Raw genomic sequence first — 20801 nt, forward strand, 5'->3', positions numbered from 1 at the left:
CAGATCTCGTGATTGTATAGCGTGGCGCGGATCACGGGGGCGACCATGTCGACGCAGGCTTTTCTCGCCTATTGGCTCGGATATGCGGAGGGAGGCCCGCCGCTGGAGGAGACTCCGGAGCAGGTGACCGTCGTCGCCCTCGCCTTCGCGGTGACGGCGCCGAGCCCGCAGGGCGATTCGATCACCCTCGACTTCCTGACGAGCAAGCATTCGGAAGCCGAGATGCGCGCCGGCGCCAAGGCGCTGCAGGCCCGTGGCGTGAAGGTGCTGATGTCGATCAACGGCACCGATTCCTGGGAGGGCCACCCCGACGGCTGGGGCAACCTGAAGCCGGAGGAGTTCGCCGCCAACGTCAAGCGCATCGTCATGGACGATTGGGGCCTCGACGGCGTCGACCTCGACCAGGAGGGCGCCGCGCCGCCCGGCGACGACTTCGTCGCCGTGATCAAGGCGCTGCGCGCGGCGCTGGGGCCGGACGCGCTGATCACGACGCCGGTCTTCATCGGACCCTGGCGCGACGCCTACCTCCCGAAGGTCAAGGACGACCTGTCGATGGTCATGACCATGGCCTACTGGAACGATCTCGAGAGCGCCAAGCGCCTGTTCGACCAGTACGCCGCGCTGGTCGGCCCGGAGAAGATGGCGATCGGCGTGGCGAACTCGGCCAATCCGGGCCAGAACACGCCGATCGACGCCGTCCCGCAGATCGCGGCCTGGAACCCCGAGGGAACCACCAAGGCGGGCGTGATGCTCTGGAACCTGAACCAGCCCTCGAAGGAGGAGACGGCGGAATGGTGCCGGATGATCGGCGACGCCCTGCCGTGACGCGCGCGCCGCCGCTCAGCGCAGCATCGCGCGCACGGCCTCGAAGCTCTCCTCCTCCGCCTTCTCCGAAGGAGCGTTCTCGAGAGCGCGGATCGTCGCGTGGAACCCGAGCGCCCGATAGGCCTCGAACTGCTCCTCGGAGAAGAACTGGTCGCCGGTCGATTCCTGCGGAAAGCTCCTGTGGCGGCGTTCGTAGTCGAGGATGTAGGACCGCTCGTCGCCGGTGACCGTCGCCTTCACGTAGAGGATGCGGCCGATCTTCGGCGGCAGGATCGGGCGCCCCCCTCGGCCCGTGACGGCCGGGTACAGCACGGCGCCGGAGACGCCGTGCCCGTCGGGCGGCGCCTGCGCCGTGAGATCGCCGCCGCCGCGCGCGGCCTTGCGCGCCCGCGCGGACTCGCGCAGCCGCGCCCACGAGAGCTCGAGGCGAACGCCCAGGTCGATGCGTGCGAAGCGCTCGACGTCCACCAGGGAGGCGAAGGTCATGCCGGGGTCGTGCTCGGCGTCGCAGACGACGATGAGATCGCACCGCCTCTTCAGCAGGGCGTAGAGACCGAGGTTGTCGATATGCCCGCCGTCGCTGAGGTGGACCTTCGAGCGACGCTCGTCGAGCCAGCCGAAGATCTCCGCGAGAATGAAGGAAAGCTGCCAGTCCCGCAGGCCCGCCCGCATCGTCCGCCAGCTTCCCACGCAAGCCGGATTGAGCAGCCAGTAGCCGAGCCTCAGGTTGAGCAGTGCGCGGGTCGGCGCCAGGAGCGCGTCCCCGGCGCGGCCCATCGCGGAGGAGATCGACGCACCCGAAATCGCGACGATGCTCGCGAGGTCGAGGCGCGGCTCGCGCTTCTCCATCTCGGTCGTCGCCGCATAGCCCGTCGCGTCGCTGCCGCACCGCTCGGGCGTGAAGACGAAGAAGTCGGCGTTGCGCTTGCGATGATTGCGCTTCGAGCCTTGCATGTTGACGGCCGCGTTCACCATCAGGAACGGCGTCGTGCCGGCGAGCTCGGAAAGCCGGCCGGCCGCGCCGAAATGCAGGGCGAAGGCGTCCTTGAGCCGGGCGCGGTAGAGCTCGTGCAGGGAGTTGGCGTTCTCGGCGAAGGCGCCGGCGATCAGCAGCAGCCAGACGGCGATGGCGCCGTAGCGGAGCGCCATGTCGCCCTCGATCGCGGCCGCTTCCCTGACGCACCGCGCGATCAGCCCCTCCAGCAGCGCCGCCGTCGGAGGGAGGATCGGCTCCGGCCACACCGCCTCCACCAGGAGGAACACGCCCAGCAGGACGGCGGGCAGCCGCAGCCAGAAATTCACGTCGCGCTCGTCGGCGCCTGCGCTCCACCACGCCCTGTTCAGCACCGTCTGCGAGGGCCGGCCGAACCACGCGCTCCAGGTCAGCACGATCACGAGGAGAACGACGCCGACGACCAGAGCGCGCGCCGCCTCGGCGACGTCGAGCCGCGTCATGACGCCGAACAGCCAGGTCCACTTCGCCGCCGCGCCGTCCAGGCCGGTCGTCACCAGCCAGAGATAGATCGTGAAGAGCAGAAGAGGGAGCGCCAGCGCGAGCGCCAGCAGGACGAGCCCCGACCCGAGGGCCGCGAGGCGCGCCCGCCAGGCCTCCTCTCCCTGGCGTTCCCGGACGACCCCCAGAAGCCACCTTCCGATCAGGCCGAGCAGGGTCGTGGCTGCGCTCAGGAAGGCCACCAGCTCCCTGAGCGAGGGCGCCTCCCCCGCCCCGACCTCGGTCTTGCGAGCGATCAGCCAGGCGTGCGTCGCCTGGAGGAGGAGGGGGAGGACGTCGGAGAGGACGGCGACGGCGAAGGCGAGGAGCGCGACGCCGCTGATCCGGGCCCAGATCGTCGACGGCTCGTCGTCGGATCCGTCGCGCGCGCGGGGCACGGAGCCCACCACGGTTCGCGCCAGAGCCCAGGCGAGCAGGACGGCGAAGAGCGAGAGCGCCGCGACCTTGGTCGCGAGAAAACCGTCGCCCAGCCCCCGGACCGGGTGCTGCGGGTCGGGTATGACGCGAACGAGCCAGGACGCCTCCAAGCTCTTCAGGTCGGGATAGGCCAGCATGGTGACCGAGGCGAGGAAGAACAGCGCCGTGGCGACCAGAACCAGGTTGACGGCGATTCCGCGCAGCAGCACGGCGCTGCTGACGACCAGGTCGAAGGGGCCGTTCGGCATCAAGTAGCGGCATCGGTCCCGCAGGCGCTCGACGGCGGGGCTGTCGGCGATGTCCTGCGGGGCGAACTCTCCTTCCCCGCCCGCCTCGAAGGGGAACCGCCCGAGGCGCTTCTTCCCCGCGACGTAGGCGGCGGCCGTATAGCTGCCGCCCGATACCGCGGAGAGATAGTCGACGCGGGCGAGAACGTCGCGCGCATGCAGCGCCTGCAGGAAGCCCAGGCCGAACGCGGCCGCGCGGATGCCGCCGCCCGACATCGCGACGCCGATGTGCGGGCCGGCGGCCGCCGCCGGGGCCGATGCGCTTCCGATGCTGGCGCCCTCCTCCGCGAGGACGCGCTCGAAGGAGGGCTCCAGCGTCGCCCCCGGTTTCGTCAGCTCCACCGACGCGTCCATCGTCGCCCCCGACCCGATGCGGCACCCTCACGGATCGTGTGACGCGACGCAACCGAGAGTCAACTTAGAACGCTTACCTGGAGTCTCCGTCCGCAGCGTCGTCAGGCGGGCCAGATCAGGTAGAGATACGCCCCGTAGCCCGCGATCAGCGCCGCGCCTTCCCAGCGCACGATCCGCCGCGCCGTGTAGGCGAAGAGCAGCATGAGCACCGTCACGCCGACCATCACCGGCAGGTCGAAACGGGCGATCTCGTCGGGGATCGTCACCGGCGCGACGAGGCCGGTGACGCCGCCGATGCCGAGGATGTTGTAGATGTTCGAGCCGATGACGTTGCCGAAGGCGACGTCCGCCTGGCGCCGGATCGCGGCGACGACGGAGGTGACGAGCTCGGGCATCGAGGTCCCCACCGCCACGATGGTCAGCCCGATCACCGTCTCCGACACGCCGATGGAGCGCGCCAGCTCCACCGCCGCGTCCACGAGGAGCTTGCCGCCGCCCACGACGAGCGCGAGGCCGGCGATCGCCAGGAGGAGCGGCCACACGAGGCTGCCGCCCCGCTCGGCCGGATCCGGCGCGAGCGCCTCGTCGACGCCCTCGGTAGCGACCGCCTTGTCGTAGAGGGCGCCGTGGCCGATCTCGGCGGGCGCGGCGCTCTTCTCCTGGCGGAACGCGGTCCAGATGTAGACCGCGAGGCCGGCCACGAAGACCGCGCCGACGAGGCGGTCGAGCGGCCAGACGAAGGCGAGCGCGGCGAACAGCACGGCGACGCCGAGCGCCACGACGCCGTCGCGCCGCAGCGCCCGCGCATCGACCGCGATCGGCGCGATCACGGCCGATATGCCGAGGATGAGCAGGATGTTGGCGATGTTCGAGCCGACGATGTTGCCGATGGCGATGCCCGGCGCGCCGGCGAGCGAGGCCTGCACGGAGGTGACGAGCTCGGGCGTCGAGGTGCCGAAGCCGACGAGCGTCAGGCCGATGACGAGGGGCGAGACGCCGAGCCGCGTCGCCACCTTGACGGCGCCGCGCACGAGCAGGTCGCCGCCGAGAACGAGCAGGACGAGGCCTGCGATCAGAAGAAGGATGGTGGTGCTCATGGGGAGAGGACCGTTGGCGAGAGGGCGTGACCCCGCCCGGAACCGCCGCCGCCGACCCGCGATTGCACGCGAGGAGCCCGTCGCGCTGATCCCGAACGAGGGAACAGCTCCGACATCGCGGCGGGGCGTGTCCGCCCGCACCGCCAGAGGGGCCCGGCGCTGTCGCGACGCTCAGATGGCGGGGTAACGCGGATTGCGCAAGGGACGAATGGGATTTGGAATGCCCCGCCCGCAGAAAAGTTTCCCCCGACCGAGCTTTCGAGATCCTGGAGCCCCCATGCCCATCGAGAAGATCACGTTTCCCGGCCATGACGGCCAGACGCTCGCCGCGCGGCTCGACCGGCCGATCGGCCGCCCGCGCGCCTACGCCTTGTTCGCGCATTGCTTCACCTGCTCGAAGGACCTCGCCGCCGCGCGGCGGATCGCGGCGGCCCTGGCGGATTGCGGCATCGCGGTGCTGCGCTTCGACTTCACCGGGCTCGGGCACTCGCAGGGCGAGTTCGGCAACACGAACTTCTCGACGAATGTCGGAGATCTGGTCGGCGCCGCCGACCACATGCGCGAGACCCTCGGCGCGCCCGCGATCCTGATCGGGCACTCGCTCGGCGGCGCCGCCGTGATCGCAGCCGCGGCCAAGATCCCGGAGGCGAAGGCGGTGGTGACGATCGGCGCGCCGGCGGAGCCCGCGCACGTCACCCACAATCTCGGCTCCTCGCTCGAGGAGATCGAGCGGGAGGGCTCGGCGACCGTGTCGCTCGCGGGGCGCAGCTTCCGCATCTCGCGCCAGTTCGTCGAGGACGTGCGCGAGCAAACCCTGATGGAGGCGCTGGGCGGCCTGCGCAAGGCGCTCCTCGTCCTGCACGGGCCGCGAGACCAGATCGTCGGCGTCGAGAACGCGACGCGGATCTTCGTCGCCGCCAAGCACCCCAAGAGCTACGTCTCGCTCGACGACGCCGACCATCTGCTGTCGCGTCCGGAGGACGCGGAATACGCCGCTTCCGTCATCGCCGCCTGGGCCTCGCGCTACCTGCCGCCGCCGGTGGTCGAGCATCCGGTCGGCGAGCACGAGGGCATGGTGCGGGTCGCGGAGGATTCCGCCGGCGGGCTGCTGCAGCACGTCTCGGTGGACGGGCGCTTCCACCTGATCGCGGACGAGCCCTTCGCCCTCGGCGGCAGCGACCTCGGCCCGACGCCCTACCAGTACCTGTCGGTGGCGCTCGGCGCCTGCACGGCGATGACGCTGCGCATGTACGCGCGGCGCAAGAAGCTGCCGCTGGAGAGCGTCGTCGTCGACGTCACCCACGACAAGGTCCACGCCGCGGACAGCGACGACGCCGAGGCCGGCGCGCACCGCCGCGTCGACGTCTTCCGCCGCGCGATCGCCATGACCGGCGACCTCACGCAGGACCAGCGCGCGCGCCTCGTCGAGATCGCCGACATGTGCCCGGTGCATCGGACGCTGGAGCATGCCTCGCGGATCGAGACGACGGAGAAGAACGAGGCGTGAGGCGCGAAAGCCGATTGCCGCGTGAGACGGCCGCGCTTAATCTCGCGGCCACGGGCCGACAGGAAACGAGCCGAGGGGGGCTGGCATGCGTCGTATCGTGATCGCTGGCGCGGCGTGCGCGATGGGAATCGCCATGGCGAGCGGGGCGCTCGCGCAGGAGCGCTACGGCGCCATCGCCTATTCGCAGGAGACGGACGCGCATGGCTGGTCGCTCGACTTCTCCACCCAGGGCGAGGCCGAGAAGCGGGCGCTGAAGGAATGCGGCATCCACGGCCCGGGTTGCGTCGTCACCACCTGGTTCCGCAACGCCTGCGGCGCGCTCGCCGTCGCGCCGGACCGGAGCTGGGGCGCCGATTGGGGCGCCAGCGAGGACGAGGCGGGGCGCAAGGCGCTCGGCCGCTGCCGCACGCACGCGGCGAAAGGCTGCGTCGTGGCGCGGGCGGTGTGCACGGAGTGAGCGGGGGACGGGCCCTGCGTCAGGCGGCATCGGCTTCGTGGGGGCGTCGCGATCCGGGCGGCATCGGAGACGGCGTGGCGGACGGATCGCAGGCATAGACGAAGGCGCGCTCGACGAAGCGCCCGCCCACGAGCTGCGGGCCGATGACGCGCTCGCGCGTCGGGTCGCCGCCGGCGTTCATCGCGCCGTTGACGAAATGCGTCGACGCATCGACGACGCGCACATCCGCGAGGTCGAAGGAGGTCGCCCCCGTCTCCTGCAGCGTCTCGCGCAGAAGCCGGATGATGGGGCGAGGCCCGTAGATCCACTCGTCCGGCGTTGCGACGTAGAGCTCGGGCGGCCCGTTCTCGCCGACGCGGAACCAGCCTGCGACGGCGATCGGCAGTCCCTTCGCACGGGCGCGCTCGACCAAGCGGCGCCCCTCTACGATCGCCTCCTTCATCACCGGCGGCTCAACCATGGCAGAACTCCGTAATCGGACGCCCCGACGGCATCGACCATAGCACGCGCACGCGCCTCCGGGATGACCAACGCGTAGCGTGAGGAGACGCTCCAGACCGACACGTCCGTCCAAGCGTCGTTGAAATCGGTACTTCGGACGCACTCGGCTCGCAGATCCGCCTCGAGGTCCGCGAGCGCCACGAGCGCCGGAAACGAATGCGTGTGGATCCGGTTCACGAAGTCCCGATCCGGCCACGTCTCGCTGGCGAAGCGCCGGGCGATGCAGGCCTTCAGCCCGCACTCGACGGCGAGGCCGGCGAGATAAAAGGCGTTGGCGAACTGCCGCGCCTCGAGCAGCGCCTCGGCGCAGGCGAGGTGCTCCTGCGCCTTCTCCACCCAGCTGCGCCGATCCAGTTGCATCCACCTTCCCCGGCAACACCGGAGGAGGAAAACCTATCCGAGAACGCGTGTCAAGGTCGTCCAGACAACGCAGCCTCGACCGCATCGCCCAGCCGCTCGACGATGGCGTCGACGTCCCGCGGCGTGACGATGTAGGGCGGGGCGAGCAGGACGTGGTCGCCGCGGCGGCCGTCGATGGTGCCGCCCATCGGGTAGACCATCAGCCCGCGCGCCATGGCCTCGCGCTTGATGCGGGCGTGGAGCTTCAGCGCCGGATCGAAGGGCTCCTTGGTGGCGCGGTCCTGGACGAGCTCGATCGCCTGGAATAGCCCGCGCCCGCGGATGTCGCCGACATGGGCGTGCTGCCCGAAGCGCTCCTCCAGACGCCGCATCAAGTGGCCGCCCATGTCGCGTACGTTCGCCAGGAGCCCGTCGCGCTGGATGATCCGCTGCACCGTCAGCGCCGCCGCGCAGGCCACCGCGTGGCCGAGATAGGTGTGCCCGTGCTGGAACAGGCCCGAGCCCGCGGAGAAGGCGCGCACGATCTTCTCGGAGACGAGCGTCGCGCCGATCGGCGCGTAGCCGCCGCCCATGCCCTTGGCGATGGTCATCAGGTCGGGGACGATCCCCTCCTGCTCGACGGCGTGGAGCGTGCCGGTGCGGCCCATGCCGCACATCACCTCGTCGAGGACGAGCAGCACGCCGTAGCGGTCGCAGACGGCCCGCACGCGCTCGAAATAGCCCGGCGGCGGAGTGATCGCCCCGGAGGTCGCCCCGCCCACCGTCTCGGCGACGAAGCCGATCACGGTCTCGGGGCCCAGCCGCCGGATCGTCTCCTCGAGCTCGTCCGCGAGGCGCGCGCCGTAGGCCTCGAGCGTCTCGCCTGCCCACAGCCCGCGATAGGCGTAGGCCGGCGAGACGTGATGCGTCTCGACCAGCAGCGGCGCGAACTGCGCCCGGCGCCATTCGTTGCCGCCGACCGCCAGCGCGCCCAGCGTGTTGCCGTGGTAGGACTGCCGGCGCGCGATGAAGTGACGGCGTTCCGGCTGGCCGATCTCGACGAAGTACTGCCGCGCCATCTTCAACGCGGCCTCGACCGCCTCCGATCCGCCGGAGACGAAGTAGGCGTGCGACAGCCCCGCCGGCGCGTGCGCGATCAGGTGATCGGCGAGCTCCTCGGCCACCTGGGTCGTGAAGAAGCTGGTATGGGCGTAGGAGAGCCTGTCGATCTGCTCCTTCATCGCCGCCCCGACCTCGGGATGGCCGTGGCCGAGGCAGGAGACGGCCGCGCCGCCGCTCGCGTCGATGTAGTCGCGCCCCGCCTCGTCGCGGATCGTGACCCCTTGGCCGGAGGCCGCGACGGGATAGGTATGAGCGAGGGAGCGGTGGAGGACGTGGGTCATCGCGGTCTGTCCGTCGCCGTCGGACGGCGGGGGCGCCGTCGATCGGATTGGTTCAAGCGAGTACCACAGTGAAACATTTCATTCAATCGCGGAAGATCCCGGAATGAGCGACCCCGCCCTCGCGGCGAAAGCGCGGGACGGCGGACGCCTGCGGCGCCTCATCGCCGACGTCCGGGTCCGCATCGCCCTGCGCCTCGTCGTGTTGACGCTGCTGCTGGCGCTCGTGTTCCGCGTCGTCGACGGGCGCGAGACCCTCGCCGCGCTCGGGCGCGCGGAGGCGGGCCCGCTCGTGCTCGGGGTCCTCCTCGTGCAGGTGCAGATCGCGTTGTCGGGCGTGCGCTGGCGCATCGCCGCGAAGCGGCTGTCCGTCCCGCTGACGCTCGGCACGGCGGTGCGCGAGTACTACGTCGCGACCTTCCTGAACCAGGTCCTGCCCGGGGGCGTCGCGGGCGATGCGCTGCGCGCCGCGCGCAACCGCGACCGCGACGAGGCCGGCGCCCCGCGCTGGCGGCCGGTTCTGCGCTCCGTGATCCTGGAGCGGGCCGCAGGTCAGATCGTGTTCTTCGCTGTCGCGGCGTTCGGGGTCGTGCTCGCGCCCGTCCTGTTCGCGCGCACCCTGCCGGAGGAGGTCGAGACCGTCGTCGCCGCGCCGGTGGTGGCGATCGGGCTCTTCGGCGCAGGCATCGCGGCGGCGGCGCGTCTCGGCCCGAAGGCGCTGCGCGCCGCGCTCGCGGATCTCGGGCCCGACATCGCGCGCGTCTTCTGGGAGCGCGGTGTCTGGGCGCCGCAGCTGGCCCTCTCGCTCGCGATCGTGGCGAGCTACATCGCGGTCTTCATGCTCGCCGGCGCCGCCCTCGGCGTCGGCCTGTCGCCGCTCGCGTGGCTCACCATCGCGCCGCTCGTACTTGCGGCGATGCTCATCCCCGTCTCGATCGGCGGCTGGGGCGTTCGCGAGGGCGCGGCGGCGGCTCTGTTTCCGCTGGCCGGCGTCGACGCGTCCCTCGGCCTCGCCATTGCGATCCTGTACGGCCTGACGAGCCTGGCCGGGAGCCTGCCGGGCCTCGTTCTGCTGGGGTTGCGGCGTCGCCGCTGAGCCGCGCGCGCCACAAAGCCGCAATGTCGACTCCGAAGGAATAGACGAGCGCCGCGAGCGCACCGGCGGCGACCGCCTGGCTCAGCGGCGGGACGACGCTCGGCAGCATCAGGACGATCAGGCTCGCGCCCTGGACGACGCAGACCGCCTTGCGGCGAAACGAGGGGGCGAGCGGGCGGTCGAGCCAGGGCAGCGCGCGGCGCGCGACGAGGAAGAGGTAGTAGGTGCCCCCGATCAGCAGCACCCAGGCGCCGGCCTTGTCGAGCCGATAGGCCGCGAGCGCGAGGAGCGCCAGGAGAAGCCCGTCCACCTCCATGTCGAAGCGCGCGCCGAAGCGCGACACGACCCGGTACCGGCGCGCGAAATAGCCGTCGAACCCGTCGAGCGCGAGCGAGAGCAGGGCGAGCGCCACGAAGACGAGGCCGATCGGCGCATCGGGCGAGGCGATGCGCTCGAGATCGACCAGGGCGCCGGCGAGCACGCAATTGATCGCGGCGCGCGCCAGCGTGATGCCGTTCGCCGGCCCGAAGCGCTCGTGGGGGTGGTAGGCGCCGATCCGGGAGAGGATCACGGCGGCGATGGCGGCGTAGAGCACGCCCGCCACCGCGACGGTGAGGGGGGACAGGTCCGCGATCGCCGCGCAGGCCACGGCGAGCGCGATCAGGAAGGCGGCCCCGAGCGCCAAGGCGGGGGCGGTGCGCGGCGTCGCGTGCCCGGTCGCGGAAGACGGCTCCGGCTCGGTGGCGCGCACGTCGCGGTCCGGCCTGGTCAGGACGCTCGTCACGTATCGGGGCTCCCTGGAGCGACGCATCATGAGGCGTCTACGCATCGATGTCGCGCCTGGTTCAAGGCGAAACTGCGGCGCTCCGCCGCGCGGCGCGCCGCTGCGCGGCGGCTCTCCCGGAAGCGGCCCGTCGTCGCCGAGCGCAAACCTCAGACGAGCACCGGCTGCGCCGTCTGCGTCTCCGTGTGGAACACCCGGCGGTAGCGCTCCACCTCCTCGTAGGGGCCGATCGCCTTGGTCGGATTGTCGGAGAGCTTCACCGCCGGGCGGCCGTCCACCGAGACGACCTTGCAGACGATGGAGATCGGGTCGAGGGCGTCGCCCGCGACGAGTCCGCGGAAGTCGTTCGTGAGCAGCGTTCCCCAGCCGAAGCCGAGCCGCATGCGCCCGTTGAAGCGCCGGTGGATGCGGATGATCGGCTCGACGTCGAGCCCGTCGGAGAAGATGGCGAGCTTCTCCTTCGGGTTCTGGCCCCGCGCCTCCCACCAGCGGATCGCCTCCTCGCCGCCCTCGATCGGCTCCTTCGAATCGATGCGGATGCCGGTCCAGGACGCCACCCAGTCCGGCGCGTTCGCGAGGAACTGGGTCGTGCCGTAGGTGTCGGGCAGGATGATGCGCAGGTTGCCGCCGTAATCCTGCATCCAGTCGGAGAGCACCTCGTAGGGCGCACGCGCCATCGCCGCCTCGTCGTCGCCGGCGAGCGCGGTGTAGACCATCGGCAATTCGTGCGCGTTCGTGCCCACCGCCTCGACCTCGCGGCGCAGCGCGATCAGGCAGTTGGACGTGCCGGAGAAGGAGGGCCCGAGCCCCTCGGTCATCGCCTGGACGCACCAGTCCTGCCAGAGGAAGCCGTGGCGCCGCCGCGTGCCGAAATCGGCCACCGAGAGGTTCGGCAGCTGCTTCAGGGCCTGGATCTTCTCCCAGACCCGCGTCATCGCCCGGGCGTAGAGCACCTGCAGCTCGAACTTGCCCATGGAGCGCGTCACCCCCTTCGAGCGCAGCTCGTTGAGGATCGCGAGCGCCGGGATCTCCCACATCGTGGTCTCGACCCACGGCCCCTCGAAGGTGAGGACGTATTGCCCGTCCTGCTTCTCGAGGTGGTAGTCGGGAAAGCGGAAGCTCTCGAGCCAGGCGATGAAGTCCGGCGAGAACATCTGCCTGACGCCGTAGAAGGTGTTGCCGCGCAGCCAGGTGGACTCGCCGCGGGTGAGCGAGAGCGAGCGCACGTGGTCCAGCTGCTCGCGCAGCTCGCCCTCGTCGACGAGGTCGGCGATGCGCACGGAGGTGGTGCGGTTCTGGATGCCGAAGGTCACGCGCACGTCGCGGTGCCGACGCCAGATCGTCTGCGCCATCAGGAGCTTGTAGAAGTCGGTGTCGAGCACCGACCGGACGATCGGGTCGATCTTCCAGGTGTGGTTGTAGACGCGGGTGGCGATGTCGACCATGCGCGAAAAGGCTCCGGGACGCGCGGACCAAGACCGTCGACCTTAAGCGAAGCGGCGGCGCGGCGAAAGGGCGCGGCTTCGCCGGCTCAGAACCGGTCCGCCCGGAACCAGTAGGGATCCGCGCACGGCACTTCCCCCGTCATCAGCTCGGCGAGCAGCCGGCCGGTGACGGGGCCCAGCGTGAAGCCGTGGTGGTTGTGGCCGAAGGCGAACCAGAGGCCGGGATGCTTCGGCGCCGGGCCGATGACCGGGCGCATGTCCGGCAGGCAGGGCCGCGCGCCGAGCCAGGGGCGCTCCTCCGCCCGCTCGCCGAGCGGGAAGATCGCCCGCGCCAGCGGCTCGGCGCGGTCCACCTGGACCGGTGTGGGCGGCGCGTCGCGGGCGGCGAACTCGGCCCCGGTCGTCATCCGCACGCCCTGGGTCATCGGCGCGAGCACGAAGCCGGCGTCGGTGTCGAAGACCGGGTGGTTGAGCACGGCGTTGCCCGAGGGCTTGTAGTGCATGTGGTAGCCGCGCTTCACCGCCATGGGGATGGCATAGCCCAGCGGCTCGTAGACGTCGTCCGACCACGGCCCGAGCGCCACCACCGCCTCCGCCGCCTCGAGCCGCCCGCCCTCGGTCGCGACCGAGAAGCCGCCGCGCTCCACGGCGAACGTCCGCGCGTCGCCGTGGACGAAGCGCCCGCCGCGCTGGACGAAGAGCCGCGCGTAGCCCTTCGCCACCGCCCCGGGATCGGGCACCGTCGCCGGGTCGAGCCAGTGGATGCCGCCGATGATCACGTCGGAGAGATGCGGCTCGCGGGCGTGCACCTCGGCCTGGTCGAGCACGTCGTAGCGGATGCCGAAGGGCTGCGTCGCGCGCGCCTCGACGATGGCCTTGTCGAAGGTGCGCTGCGAGCGGAAGCCCTTGATCCAGCCGGTCTTGCGGAGCAGCGGCGCGAGGCCCGCCTCCTTGATCAGCATCTCGTGCTCTGTGACGCACAGCTCGATCAAGGGTAGCATCGCGCGGGTCGCCTCGGCGAGGCCGCGCTTCGAGGAGCTGCGCCAGTAGCGGGCGAGCCAGGGGGCGATCTGCGGCAGGTAGGCGAGGTGGTAATGCGCCTCGGTGGAGCGGTTGAGCCCGTAGCGGATCAGCTTCGCCGGGTCGCGCGGGAAGGCGTAGGGCACGATCGAGGCGCGCTCGATCAGCCCGGCGTTGCCGTAGCTCGTCTCCTCGCCGGCGTCGCGGCGGTCGACGAGCGCGACCGACCGGCCGCGCGCCTGCAGGTGCAGCGCGATCGAGACGCCGACGATACCCGCACCCAGCACCACCACATCCGCACGCATGGCGTCGCAACCTCGCCAGTGTTCTTGTCCGCCGGACCGGGTTAAGGCAAAAGCGCGCGCGCCGCCATGCCCGGACGCGCGAAACCGCCTCGCGAAGGAGCCCCCGTGCGTCCCGTCCTCGACCTCCTGGCCTTCATCGGGCGTCACGGCACGCAGGGCTTCGCCATCTCGATCTTCGTCGGGCTCGCGCTGCCGCAATTCGCCGCCGCGGCGCGCCCGCTGCTGGCGGTCACGATCTTCGCCTTCCTGGCGATGACCTTCGCGCGGGTGGACCTGGACGCGCTGCGCGCCCTCGTGCGCCGGCCGGCGCCGATCCTGTTCGCCGGCGGCTGGCTGCTGATCGCGCCGCCGCTCGTCGTGCTGGCGATCTTCGCGATCGTCGGGCGCGACGCGCTGGGGCCCGGCCTCGCGCTGGGCCTCGCGCTCTACGCCGCCTCGCCGCCGATCCTGTCCTCGCCGGCGGTGGCGATGATGCTGAACCTGCCCCCCACCCTGCTGATCGCGGTCGTGCTCACGACGACCACGCTCGCGCCGCTGATCGCCCCGCCCCTCGTCGAGTTCGTCGCCGGCGCCGCCGTGCCGCTCGACGTCGGCATCCTCGTCGAGCGCCTCGCCTGGCTGATCGGCGGGGCGATCCTCGCCGCGATCGCGCTGCGCGCGACGCTCGGGCGGGCGCGCATCCAGCGCAACAAGGCGAGCTTCGACGGGCTGGCGGTGGTGTTCTACGCCCTCTTCGCCATCGCCGCGATGGACGGCGTGCTCGCCGCCATGATCGCGACGCCGGGCCTCGTCGCCGGCATTCTGGCGGGCGTCTTCGCCCTCTCCGCCATCGGCTTCGGCCTGACGATGCTGGCGCTGCGCGCCGTCCCCGCCGGCGACCGCTTCGTGCTCGGCTACGCCACCGGCCAGCGCAACATCGGCCTCCTCGTCGCCGCGCTGGGCGCCCAGACCCCGGACGTGACCTTCCTGTTCTTCGCGCTGGCCCAGTTCCCGATCTACATGATGCCGCAGATCGTGAAGCCGATCGCGCGGCGGTTGGTGGGGGTGGGGGGGTAGGCGCAGCTCCTACCGAGAGGTGTTTTTCTCCGAGCGTACGGAATGAGGATTGCCTGGCGCGCGCGTCCGGTGTAGAAGCGTTCACGAGACGACGTACGCGCGCCTCGCCTGATCATCGGGGAACATCGTCATGGGCGTCCGGCTGGATTCGGCTGCGAAATACCTGTGCGAGAAGAGCGGCTGGAGCCTGTCGAACCTGGAGCTCCAGAAGCTGCTCTACCTCGCCCAGGTCGAGCACGCCTTCCGCAACGATGGCGCACCGCTCGTCGAGACCGCGTTCCAGGCCTGGGATTACGGTCCCGTCGTCCCGGCCCTCTACCGCCGGCTGAGGATGTTCGGCGCGAACCCGGTCCGCGACGTCTTCCGCGACGCGCGCCGGATCCGCGCGGGCTCGCCGTCCGAGATCAGCCTGCGCGCGACCTGGGAGCAGTTCGGGTCCGTGGAGCCGGGTGAGCTGATCGAGGTCTCGCACTGGGACAAGGGAGCATGGGCGGCGCGCTATGAGCCGGGGGTCCGAGAGATTGGAATCACCCAGCGCGACATCGCCGCCGAAGCCCGCAACCGAGCCGTCCACGCCGACGAGTGGCGTCGAAGTGCCGCTTAGCCGCGTGTACCTCGATCGAAGCAGCCAGAACGCAGCGATTTGAGTTTGCGAGCGCATCGTATGGAAGGCGCCTACTACATCCGGCTAGGAGAGCGACGCATCTGGGAAAGGAAATGCCTGCGCGACGGCTCTCTTCTCCTTGGCTATCAATGCACGCCGCACGAACTCTGCGTATCCGGCGCGTGGAGCGAGGTCGCCGCCTTCTGGACACAGCGGCGCAACAAGGCGACGGGGACCCGCTACGCCAACCAGATCAGGATCTTCTACGAGAGCGACGAGAGTACGACGTTCGTCACGATCGCGCGCGGCCGCCTCTACTGGTGCAGACCTGCCGAACCTGTCGAGCTGCTCGAATGCGGCTGCCGCAAGCGCAGGACCGTGAGCGGGTGGCGCGACACGGACGCTCGGGGGCACGTGTTGGCCGTCGCCAGGCTGTCGGATGGCTTGCGAGTGGCGGACCGGTTTCGCGGCACGATCCGCCGCATCTCGGATCGAGCAGAACTCGCCAGCCTTCTTGCCGGCGAGTGAACTGGAACGCGCTGTGCAGCGTCGCGGCGCCTCGGAGCGGTTACGCCGTTGCGCCCGCCCCGCCCGCGTGCTAGCGCCGCGCGCATGAGCACGCTCCCCCTCCGCATCGCCCCCTCCATCCTCTCCGCCGATTTCGGCGCCCTGCGCGCCGAGGTGTCGGCCGTCGCCGAGGCTGGGGGCGACTGGATCCACATCGACGTGATGGACGGGCACTTCGTGCCGAACCTCACCTTCGGCCCCGTCGTGGTGAAGGCGATCCGGCCGGCCACCGCGAAGGTGTTCGACGTCCACCTGATGATCGCCCCCGCCGACCCCTATCTCGCCGCCTTCGCCGAGGCCGGCGCGGACGTGATCACGGTCCATGTCGAGGCGGGGCCGCACGTGCATCGCTCGCTGCAGGCGATCCGCGGGCTCGGCAGGAAGGCGGGCGTCGCGCTCAATCCCGGCACGCCGGCGGAAGCGGTGGCGCCCCTCCTCGACGACGTCGACCTCATCCTCGCCATGACCGTGAACCCCGGCTTCGGCGGGCAGGCCTTCATCGCCCCCGTCGTCGAGAAGGTGCGGCGGATCAAGCAGATGGTCGGCGACCGGCCGATCGAGATCGAGGTCGATGGCGGCGTGACGCCGCAGACCGCGCCCCTCGTGGCGCAGGCGGGCGCGAACGTGCTCGTCGCCGGCTCCGCCGCGTTCAAGGGCGGTCCGGGCGCCTACGCCGCCAACATCTCGGCGATCCGCGCCGCCGCGGAGGCGGCGCGCGGGTGAGCGCGCTCGCCGCGGCGCTCGCGCGGGGCCTCCTCCTCGCCCTCGCCTGCGGCTCGATCGCCGCCCTGCGCATCCTCGAGCGCGGGGAGGCCTTCTCCCCGCGCACCACGCTCGTGATCGCGCTGTTCGCCGCGGGCGGCCTTCTCGGCGGCGCGGCGGGCGCGCTCCTCCTGCGCCGGCTGCGCGTGACGCGCCCCCTGCCGCGCACCGCGCTCGCGGCCGTCGGCGGGACCGCGCTCGTCCTCGCCGCGACCTTCGGCGTCTTCGCTCTCTACCGCAATCTCGACCTCCTGCGCGGGACGCTGGAGCAGGAGGGGCTCGTCGGCTTCCTGGTCCACGGCCTCCTCGGGCTGACCATCGACGCCGCCGGCGCCTTCGCGGTCACCGCCCGCCCCTATCTCCTGCCCTGGCCCCTCCTCGCGACGGCGCTCGCCGCCGCCCTCGTCCTCGCACGGACGCCGCGCGCCCCCTTGCGGAAGCCCGAGGCGCGCGTTACGTAGCCGGTCACTGGTCTCACGGGGTGCCCGCACGGGCTGAGAGGCGATCCGCGCCAACCCATCGAACCTGATCCGGGTCGTGCCGGCGGAGGGAACGAGACATGGACGACACGGCGCCCACTGGCGCGCTTTCCTCGCGTATCCTCGATCATCGCACCGCCGCGCTCGCGGCCGACGCCGCGCGTCTCCTCGCCGAGACCCGCGCCCGCCGCCCGCGCGTGCACGCGCTCACCAACGCGGCCGCGCAGGCCTTCACGGCGAACCTGCTGCTCGCCGCCGGCGCGATCCCCTCCCTGACGATCGCCGCCGAGGAAGCGGGGCACTTCGCGCGGCGCGCCGACGCCGTCCTCGTCAATCTCGGCACGCTCGACGCCGAGCGGCGCGCCGGCATACCCGTCGCGGTCGCCGCCGCGCGGGAGGCGGGGCGCCCTCTGGTGCTCGACCCGGTCTTCGTCGAGGCGTCCCCGCCGCGCCTCGCCGTCGCCCGCGAGCTGCTGGCGCAGGGGCCCGCCATCGTGCGCCTCAACCCGGGCGAGCTCGAAGCGCTCGGCGGCCGCGCGCCGACGCCCGAGACCGCCGCCGCCCTCGCCCGCGCCGACGGCCTCGTCGTGGCGCTGACCGGCGCGACCGACGTCGTCACCGACGGCGTTCGGTCCCTGCGCATCGGCAACGGCCATCCGCTGATGGCGCGCGTCACCGCCATGGGCTGTGCCGGATCGGCCCTCGTCGCCGCCTTCGCCGCGCTCGAGCCCGACCGCGTCACCGCCGCCGCCGCCGCGCTCCTCGTGCTCGGCGTCGCCGGCGAAATCGCCGGCGCCCGCGCCGTCGGGCCCGGCTCCTTCCCCGCCGCCTATCTCGACGCGCTCGACGCGCTCTGCGAGGCGGATCTCGTCAGCCATGCGAGGGTCTCGTGAACCAGGTCGATCTGCGACTCTACGCCATCATCGGCCTTCCCGACGCCCGCGGGCGCGACCTCGTCGATCTCATCGGCCGTGCGGTCGCCGGCGGGGCGACGCTGGTCCAGCTGCGCGAGAAGCAGGCCGACACCCGCACGCTCGTCGACCTCGCCCGCGCGCTGAGGACGACGCTCGCCGGCACCGGCGTGCCGCTCCTCGTCAACGACCGCGTCGACGTCGCGCTGGCGGCGCAGGCCGACGGCGTCCATCTCGGCCAGTCCGACATGGACCCGCGCGACGCGCGCCGCCTGCTCGGTCCCGATGCCATCATCGGCTGGACCCTGAAGACCCCCGCCCATGCCCGCGCGCTCGCCGACGTGCCCGTCGACTACGGCTGCATCGGCGGCGTCTTCGCCACGACCTCGAAGGACAATCCCGACCCGCCGATCGGGCTTTCCGGCCTCGCCGAGGTCGCCGCCGCGGGCCGCGCCGCCGCACCGGGCATGCCGCTCGGCGCCATCGCCGGCATCGACGAGGCGAACGCCCGCTCGACGATCGGCGCGGGCGCGGACGGGATCGCGGTGATCTCCGCGATCTTCGGCGCCGACGACCCCACCGCCGCCGCCGGACGCCTGCGCCGCCTCGTCGACGAGGCGCTGGCCGCCCGCGGCGCCTGACAACCACGCGAGGAGACCGCATGACCGCCATCGCGCTCACCATCGCCGGCTCGGATTCGGGCGGCGGGGCCGGCATCCAGGCCGATCTCAAGACCTTCTCCGCCCGCGGCGTCTACGGCGCGAGCGTGATCACCGCGCTCACCGCCCAGAACACCAAGGGCGTCCAGGGCATCCACGACGTCCCGCCGGATTTCGTCGCCGCGCAGATCGACAGCGTCCTCTCCGACCTGAAGGTCGGCGCGGTGAAGATCGGCATGCTGTCCAAGCCCGCCGTGATCGAGGCCGTCGCCGCCGGCGTCGCCCGGCACGGGATGACCAAGGTCGTGCTCGACCCGGTGATGGTCGCCGCCTCGGGCGACAAGCTCCTCTCCGACGACGCCATCGACACGCTGCGGACCGTGCTCCTGCCCCGGGCCGTCGTCGTCACGCCCAACCTCCCCGAGGCCGCGGCGCTTCTCGACGAGGGCGTCGCGGAGAACGAGGACGCCATGCGCGCCCAGGGCGAGCGCATCCTCGCCCTCGGGCCGAAGGCGGTGCTGATCAAGGGCGGGCACGCGTCGGGGCCGGAGAGCGTCGATCTCCTGGTCGAGGAGCACGGCGTCACCCGCCTCTCCGCCGCGCGGGTCGCGACCCGCAACACCCACGGCACCGGCTGCACGCTGTCCTCCGCCATCGCCGCGGAGCTGGCGAAAGGCGCCTCGCTCGCCGACGCCGTCCGCGAAGCCAAGGCCTACCTCTCCGCCGCCCTCGCCGCGGCCGACACCCTCGAGATCGGGAGCGGGCACGGGCCCGTGCATCATTTCCATGCCTTCTGGTAACGCCCTCAGCCGCCGCGCCCTCCTCGGCGTCGCCGGCGGCGCGCTGGCCGCGCCGGCGATCGTCCGCGCGCAGGACGCGCCGATCCGCTGGCGGCTCGTCACCTCCTGGCCGCGCGGCCAGGCGGGCCCCGGCGTCACCGCCCAGCGCATCGTCGACCGCATCAACGCCATGGCCGGCGGCCGGCTCGTCGTGCAGCTCTTCGCGGCCGGCGAGATCGTCCCCGCCTTCTCCGTCCTCGACGCCGTCTCGAACGGCACGGTGGAGGCCGGCCACACCGCGGCGCTCTACTGGCAGGGCCGCATCCCGGCCGCCGCCTTCTTCACCACCGTACCCTTCGGGCTCGGCCCCATCGAGCACCAGGCCTGGCTCTCCCTCGACGGCGGCCAGGCGCTGTGGGACGAACTCTACGGCGAGGTCGGCGTCAAGCCGTTCCTCGCCGGCAATACCGGCCCGTGCATGGGCGGCTTCTTCCGCACGCCGATCGAGAGCCTCTCCGACATCGCCGGCCTGCGGGTGCGGGTCGCCGGGCTCGGCGCCAAGGTCTACGAGCGCCTCGGCGCGACGCCGGTGACGATCCCGGCGGGCGAGACCTACACGGCACTCGAGCGCGGCACGGTCGACGCGGTGGAGTTCCTGGCCCCTGCCACGGACTACGAGCTTGGCCTCCACCAGGTCGCGCCGCTCTACTACGCGCCGGGCTTCAACAAGCCCAACGGCGCGAGCGAGCTCCTGGTCAATTCCGAGGCCCTCGCTGCCCTGCCGGAGGACCTGCGCCGGGTTGTGGCGGAGGCGGCCGAGGCCGAGCACGCGCTCGCGCTCGCCGACGCGCATTCCCGCAACGCGGTCGCGCTGCGGGCGATGCTGTCCGAGGCGGACGTGCGGCTCGAGGGCTTCCCGGCCGAGGTGATCGCCGCGGCGGAAGAGGCCGCCCGCGCCGAGATCGACGCCCTCGCCGAGACCTCCGACCTCGCCGCGCGCATCGTCGAGAGCTACCGCGCGGCGCAGGCGCGCATGGCGCCCTGGTCGCGGCTCGAGGCGGACATGGCGCGGGCGCTGGCGCGGGTGTGAGGACATCGGTGGTGCTGGCGTCAATCCGCAATTCCGGGCTAAGCTCGCGGCGATTGGCAACCATCGCGACGACGTCGAACGATGAGGCAGCGAAGAAACAAATTTTCGCCGAACCGAAAGGTCATCGAAACGCCGCCAGAAGCTGAAGAGCTGCGGCTCCTGGCGGATCGGATCGCTTATGGCGGTAATCCTCAGCACAAGCGAAATCCTGGCGATTTCGGCCTCGATCCGCCCGCGCAGCCGCGCCGGGGAAAGACCCTGTGCGACGGCGCAAACATAGTGAGGCGTGCCGAAGCCCTCGCACTTTTGAGGTCGGGCGCACTTCGTGGCATGATCAGCGCGACACCCGGCGCAGGCGGGACGTTTCCGGCGATGATCTGGGCCGTGACGGAGGCGGGGCTCCCGATGGAAGCGCAACTGGAGAATCCGGACGCCGGCACCTACCACGGCTATCCGATGCCGGAGCATGATCCGTTCCGGCTGGAGATCCTGAGACTTTGGCGTGAGCGCAAACCCGCGGCTCCGCGCACGTCCGAGACGTGAGCCG

The 20801-nt window shown here is 71.7% G+C and carries 21 protein-coding genes, 1 pseudogene and 1 riboswitch; of the genes and pseudogenes, 14 read left to right on the plus strand and 8 right to left on the minus strand.

Going from position 1 to position 20801, the window contains the following annotated elements; all coding sequences use genetic code 11:
• Positions 1 to 45: 45 nt before the first annotated feature.
• Positions 46 to 825, plus strand: a complete 780-nt coding sequence (locus ABL310_RS16745; RefSeq protein ID WP_349368144.1) for a glycosyl hydrolase family 18 protein — start codon at positions 46 to 48, stop codon at positions 823 to 825.
• Positions 826 to 840: 15 nt separating this feature from the next.
• On the opposite strand, the gene ABL310_RS16750 is transcribed toward ABL310_RS16745, so the two are convergent.
• Together ABL310_RS16750 and ABL310_RS16755 are read right to left on the minus strand one after the other, a co-directional pair.
• The gene (locus ABL310_RS16750) at positions 841 to 3384 is read right to left on the minus strand and encodes a patatin-like phospholipase family protein (protein ID WP_349368145.1); all 2544 of its coding nucleotides are present in this window, start codon (positions 3382 to 3384) and stop codon (positions 841 to 843) included.
• Between the two features lie 113 nt (positions 3385 to 3497).
• Entirely contained in the window at positions 3498 to 4493 is a 996-nt protein-coding gene (locus tag ABL310_RS16755) for a calcium/sodium antiporter (RefSeq protein ID WP_349368146.1), read from the minus strand.
• A 277-nt stretch (positions 4494 to 4770) separates the two neighbouring features.
• On the opposite strand from ABL310_RS16755, the gene ABL310_RS16760 reads away from it, so the two are divergent.
• Positions 4771 to 6000: a bifunctional alpha/beta hydrolase/OsmC family protein gene (locus ABL310_RS16760; protein WP_349368147.1), complete on the plus strand. Its 1230-nt coding sequence runs from the start codon at positions 4771 to 4773 to the stop codon at positions 5998 to 6000.
• Between the two features lie 85 nt (positions 6001 to 6085).
• A complete protein-coding gene (locus tag ABL310_RS16765) occupies positions 6086 to 6457 on the plus strand; it encodes a DUF4189 domain-containing protein (RefSeq protein ID WP_349368148.1) in 372 nt (123 codons plus the stop codon).
• 19 nt (positions 6458 to 6476) lie between these two features.
• On the opposite strand, the gene ABL310_RS16770 is transcribed toward ABL310_RS16765, so the two are convergent.
• The 3 genes from ABL310_RS16770 to ABL310_RS16780 are packed head-to-tail and all read right to left on the minus strand — an operon-like array spanning position 6477 to position 8700.
• Positions 6477 to 6917, minus strand: a complete 441-nt coding sequence (locus tag ABL310_RS16770; RefSeq protein WP_349368149.1) for a hypothetical protein — start codon at positions 6915 to 6917, stop codon at positions 6477 to 6479.
• On the minus strand, positions 6899 to 7318 hold the full coding sequence (locus tag ABL310_RS16775; protein WP_349368150.1) for a hypothetical protein: 420 nt from the start codon (positions 7316 to 7318) through the stop codon (positions 6899 to 6901). Before ABL310_RS16775 ends, ABL310_RS16770 begins: the two co-directional genes overlap by 19 nt.
• 50 nt (positions 7319 to 7368) lie before the next feature.
• Positions 7369 to 8700: an aspartate aminotransferase family protein gene (locus tag ABL310_RS16780; RefSeq protein ID WP_349368151.1), complete on the minus strand. Its 1332-nt coding sequence runs from the start codon at positions 8698 to 8700 to the stop codon at positions 7369 to 7371.
• A 103-nt stretch (positions 8701 to 8803) separates the two neighbouring features.
• Between ABL310_RS16780 and ABL310_RS16785 the strand changes: the two genes are divergently transcribed.
• Positions 8804 to 9793, plus strand: coding sequence for a lysylphosphatidylglycerol synthase transmembrane domain-containing protein (locus ABL310_RS16785; protein ID WP_349368152.1), 990 nt, complete (start codon positions 8804 to 8806; stop codon positions 9791 to 9793).
• 64 nt (positions 9794 to 9857) lie between these two features.
• Here the strand turns inward: ABL310_RS16785 and ABL310_RS16790 are convergent.
• From ABL310_RS16790 to ABL310_RS16800, 3 genes and pseudogenes are all read right to left on the minus strand, one after another.
• Positions 9858 to 10622, minus strand: a pseudogene (locus ABL310_RS16790) (CDP-alcohol phosphatidyltransferase family protein); the annotation flags it as partial.
• 104 nt (positions 10623 to 10726) lie between these two features.
• Positions 10727 to 12022 (minus strand): nicotinate phosphoribosyltransferase, encoded by a 1296-nt coding sequence (gene pncB / locus ABL310_RS16795; RefSeq protein ID WP_349368153.1) that lies wholly within the window; start codon positions 12020 to 12022, stop codon positions 10727 to 10729.
• Between the two features lie 86 nt (positions 12023 to 12108).
• Positions 12109 to 13347: an FAD-binding oxidoreductase gene (locus ABL310_RS16800; RefSeq protein WP_349368154.1), complete on the minus strand. Its 1239-nt coding sequence runs from the start codon at positions 13345 to 13347 to the stop codon at positions 12109 to 12111.
• Between the two features lie 105 nt (positions 13348 to 13452).
• Between ABL310_RS16800 and ABL310_RS16805 the strand changes: the two genes are divergently transcribed.
• The 10 genes from ABL310_RS16805 (at position 13453) to ABL310_RS16850 (ending at position 20797) form a co-directional block, all read left to right on the plus strand.
• Positions 13453 to 14403 (plus strand): hypothetical protein, encoded by a 951-nt coding sequence (locus tag ABL310_RS16805; RefSeq protein ID WP_349368155.1) that lies wholly within the window; start codon positions 13453 to 13455, stop codon positions 14401 to 14403.
• A gap of 130 nt (positions 14404 to 14533) precedes the next feature.
• Entirely contained in the window at positions 14534 to 15007 is a 474-nt protein-coding gene (locus ABL310_RS16810) for a Panacea domain-containing protein (RefSeq protein WP_349368156.1), read from the plus strand.
• 60 nt (positions 15008 to 15067) lie between these two features.
• On the plus strand, positions 15068 to 15535 hold the full coding sequence (locus ABL310_RS16815; RefSeq protein WP_349368157.1) for a hypothetical protein: 468 nt from the start codon (positions 15068 to 15070) through the stop codon (positions 15533 to 15535).
• An 84-nt stretch (positions 15536 to 15619) separates the two neighbouring features.
• Positions 15620 to 16297 (plus strand): ribulose-phosphate 3-epimerase, encoded by a 678-nt coding sequence (rpe, locus tag ABL310_RS16820; RefSeq protein WP_349368158.1) that lies wholly within the window; start codon positions 15620 to 15622, stop codon positions 16295 to 16297.
• Positions 16294 to 16797, plus strand: coding sequence for a hypothetical protein (locus tag ABL310_RS16825; RefSeq protein ID WP_349368159.1), 504 nt, complete (start codon positions 16294 to 16296; stop codon positions 16795 to 16797). Before rpe ends, ABL310_RS16825 begins: the two co-directional genes overlap by 4 nt.
• 6 nt (positions 16798 to 16803) lie before the next feature.
• Positions 16804 to 16906: riboswitch (TPP riboswitch) on the plus strand.
• Positions 16896 to 17708, plus strand: a complete 813-nt coding sequence (locus ABL310_RS16830; protein ID WP_349368160.1) for a hydroxyethylthiazole kinase — start codon at positions 16896 to 16898, stop codon at positions 17706 to 17708. (Overlaps the previous riboswitch by 11 nt.)
• Positions 17705 to 18367, plus strand: a complete 663-nt coding sequence (gene thiE / locus ABL310_RS16835; RefSeq protein ID WP_349368161.1) for a thiamine phosphate synthase — start codon at positions 17705 to 17707, stop codon at positions 18365 to 18367. Before ABL310_RS16830 ends, thiE begins: the two co-directional genes overlap by 4 nt.
• A gap of 20 nt (positions 18368 to 18387) precedes the next feature.
• The gene (gene thiD / locus ABL310_RS16840) at positions 18388 to 19185 is read left to right on the plus strand and encodes a bifunctional hydroxymethylpyrimidine kinase/phosphomethylpyrimidine kinase (RefSeq protein WP_349368162.1); all 798 of its coding nucleotides are present in this window, start codon (positions 18388 to 18390) and stop codon (positions 19183 to 19185) included.
• Positions 19172 to 20254 carry a TRAP transporter substrate-binding protein gene (locus ABL310_RS16845; protein WP_349368163.1) on the plus strand — a complete coding sequence of 361 codons (1083 nt, stop codon included), beginning with the start codon at positions 19172 to 19174 and terminating at the stop codon, positions 20252 to 20254. The genes thiD and ABL310_RS16845 overlap by 14 nt, the downstream gene beginning before the upstream one ends.
• Before the next feature lie 81 nt (positions 20255 to 20335).
• Positions 20336 to 20797: a hypothetical protein gene (locus ABL310_RS16850; protein ID WP_349368164.1), complete on the plus strand. Its 462-nt coding sequence runs from the start codon at positions 20336 to 20338 to the stop codon at positions 20795 to 20797.
• Positions 20798 to 20801: the final 4 nt, after the last annotated feature.

The sequence above is a fragment of the Salinarimonas sp. genome (assembly GCF_040111675.1).
GTDB lineage: Bacteria > Pseudomonadota > Alphaproteobacteria > Rhizobiales > Beijerinckiaceae > Salinarimonas.

Excerpts from the sequence above, each read along its gene's own strand:
- ABL310_RS16760 (WP_349368147.1), top strand. The coding sequence starts at position 4,771 with ATGCCCATCGAGAAGATCACGTTTCCCGGCCATGACGGCCAGACGCTC.
- pncB (WP_349368153.1), bottom strand. The coding sequence starts at position 12,022 with ATGGTCGACATCGCCACCCGCGTCTACAACCACACCTGGAAGATCGAC.
- ABL310_RS16755 (WP_349368146.1), bottom strand. The coding sequence starts at position 4,493 with ATGAGCACCACCATCCTTCTTCTGATCGCAGGCCTCGTCCTGCTCGTT.
- ABL310_RS16745 (WP_349368144.1), top strand. The coding sequence starts at position 46 with ATGTCGACGCAGGCTTTTCTCGCCTATTGGCTCGGATATGCGGAGGGA.
- ABL310_RS16775 (WP_349368150.1), bottom strand. The coding sequence starts at position 7,318 with ATGCAACTGGATCGGCGCAGCTGGGTGGAGAAGGCGCAGGAGCACCTC.
- thiD (WP_349368162.1), top strand. The coding sequence starts at position 18,388 with ATGACCGCCATCGCGCTCACCATCGCCGGCTCGGATTCGGGCGGCGGG.
- ABL310_RS16800 (WP_349368154.1), bottom strand. The coding sequence starts at position 13,347 with ATGCGTGCGGATGTGGTGGTGCTGGGTGCGGGTATCGTCGGCGTCTCG.
- ABL310_RS16765 (WP_349368148.1), top strand. The coding sequence starts at position 6,086 with ATGCGTCGTATCGTGATCGCTGGCGCGGCGTGCGCGATGGGAATCGCC.
- ABL310_RS16785 (WP_349368152.1), top strand. The coding sequence starts at position 8,804 with ATGAGCGACCCCGCCCTCGCGGCGAAAGCGCGGGACGGCGGACGCCTG.
- ABL310_RS16810 (WP_349368156.1), top strand. The coding sequence starts at position 14,534 with ATGGGCGTCCGGCTGGATTCGGCTGCGAAATACCTGTGCGAGAAGAGC.
- ABL310_RS16815 (WP_349368157.1), top strand. The coding sequence starts at position 15,068 with ATGGAAGGCGCCTACTACATCCGGCTAGGAGAGCGACGCATCTGGGAA.
- ABL310_RS16780 (WP_349368151.1), bottom strand. The coding sequence starts at position 8,700 with ATGACCCACGTCCTCCACCGCTCCCTCGCTCATACCTATCCCGTCGCG.
- ABL310_RS16850 (WP_349368164.1), top strand. The coding sequence starts at position 20,336 with ATGAGGCAGCGAAGAAACAAATTTTCGCCGAACCGAAAGGTCATCGAA.
- rpe (WP_349368158.1), top strand. The coding sequence starts at position 15,620 with ATGAGCACGCTCCCCCTCCGCATCGCCCCCTCCATCCTCTCCGCCGAT.
- ABL310_RS16845 (WP_349368163.1), top strand. The coding sequence starts at position 19,172 with ATGCCTTCTGGTAACGCCCTCAGCCGCCGCGCCCTCCTCGGCGTCGCC.
- ABL310_RS16830 (WP_349368160.1), top strand. The coding sequence starts at position 16,896 with ATGGACGACACGGCGCCCACTGGCGCGCTTTCCTCGCGTATCCTCGAT.
- ABL310_RS16770 (WP_349368149.1), bottom strand. The coding sequence starts at position 6,917 with ATGGTTGAGCCGCCGGTGATGAAGGAGGCGATCGTAGAGGGGCGCCGC.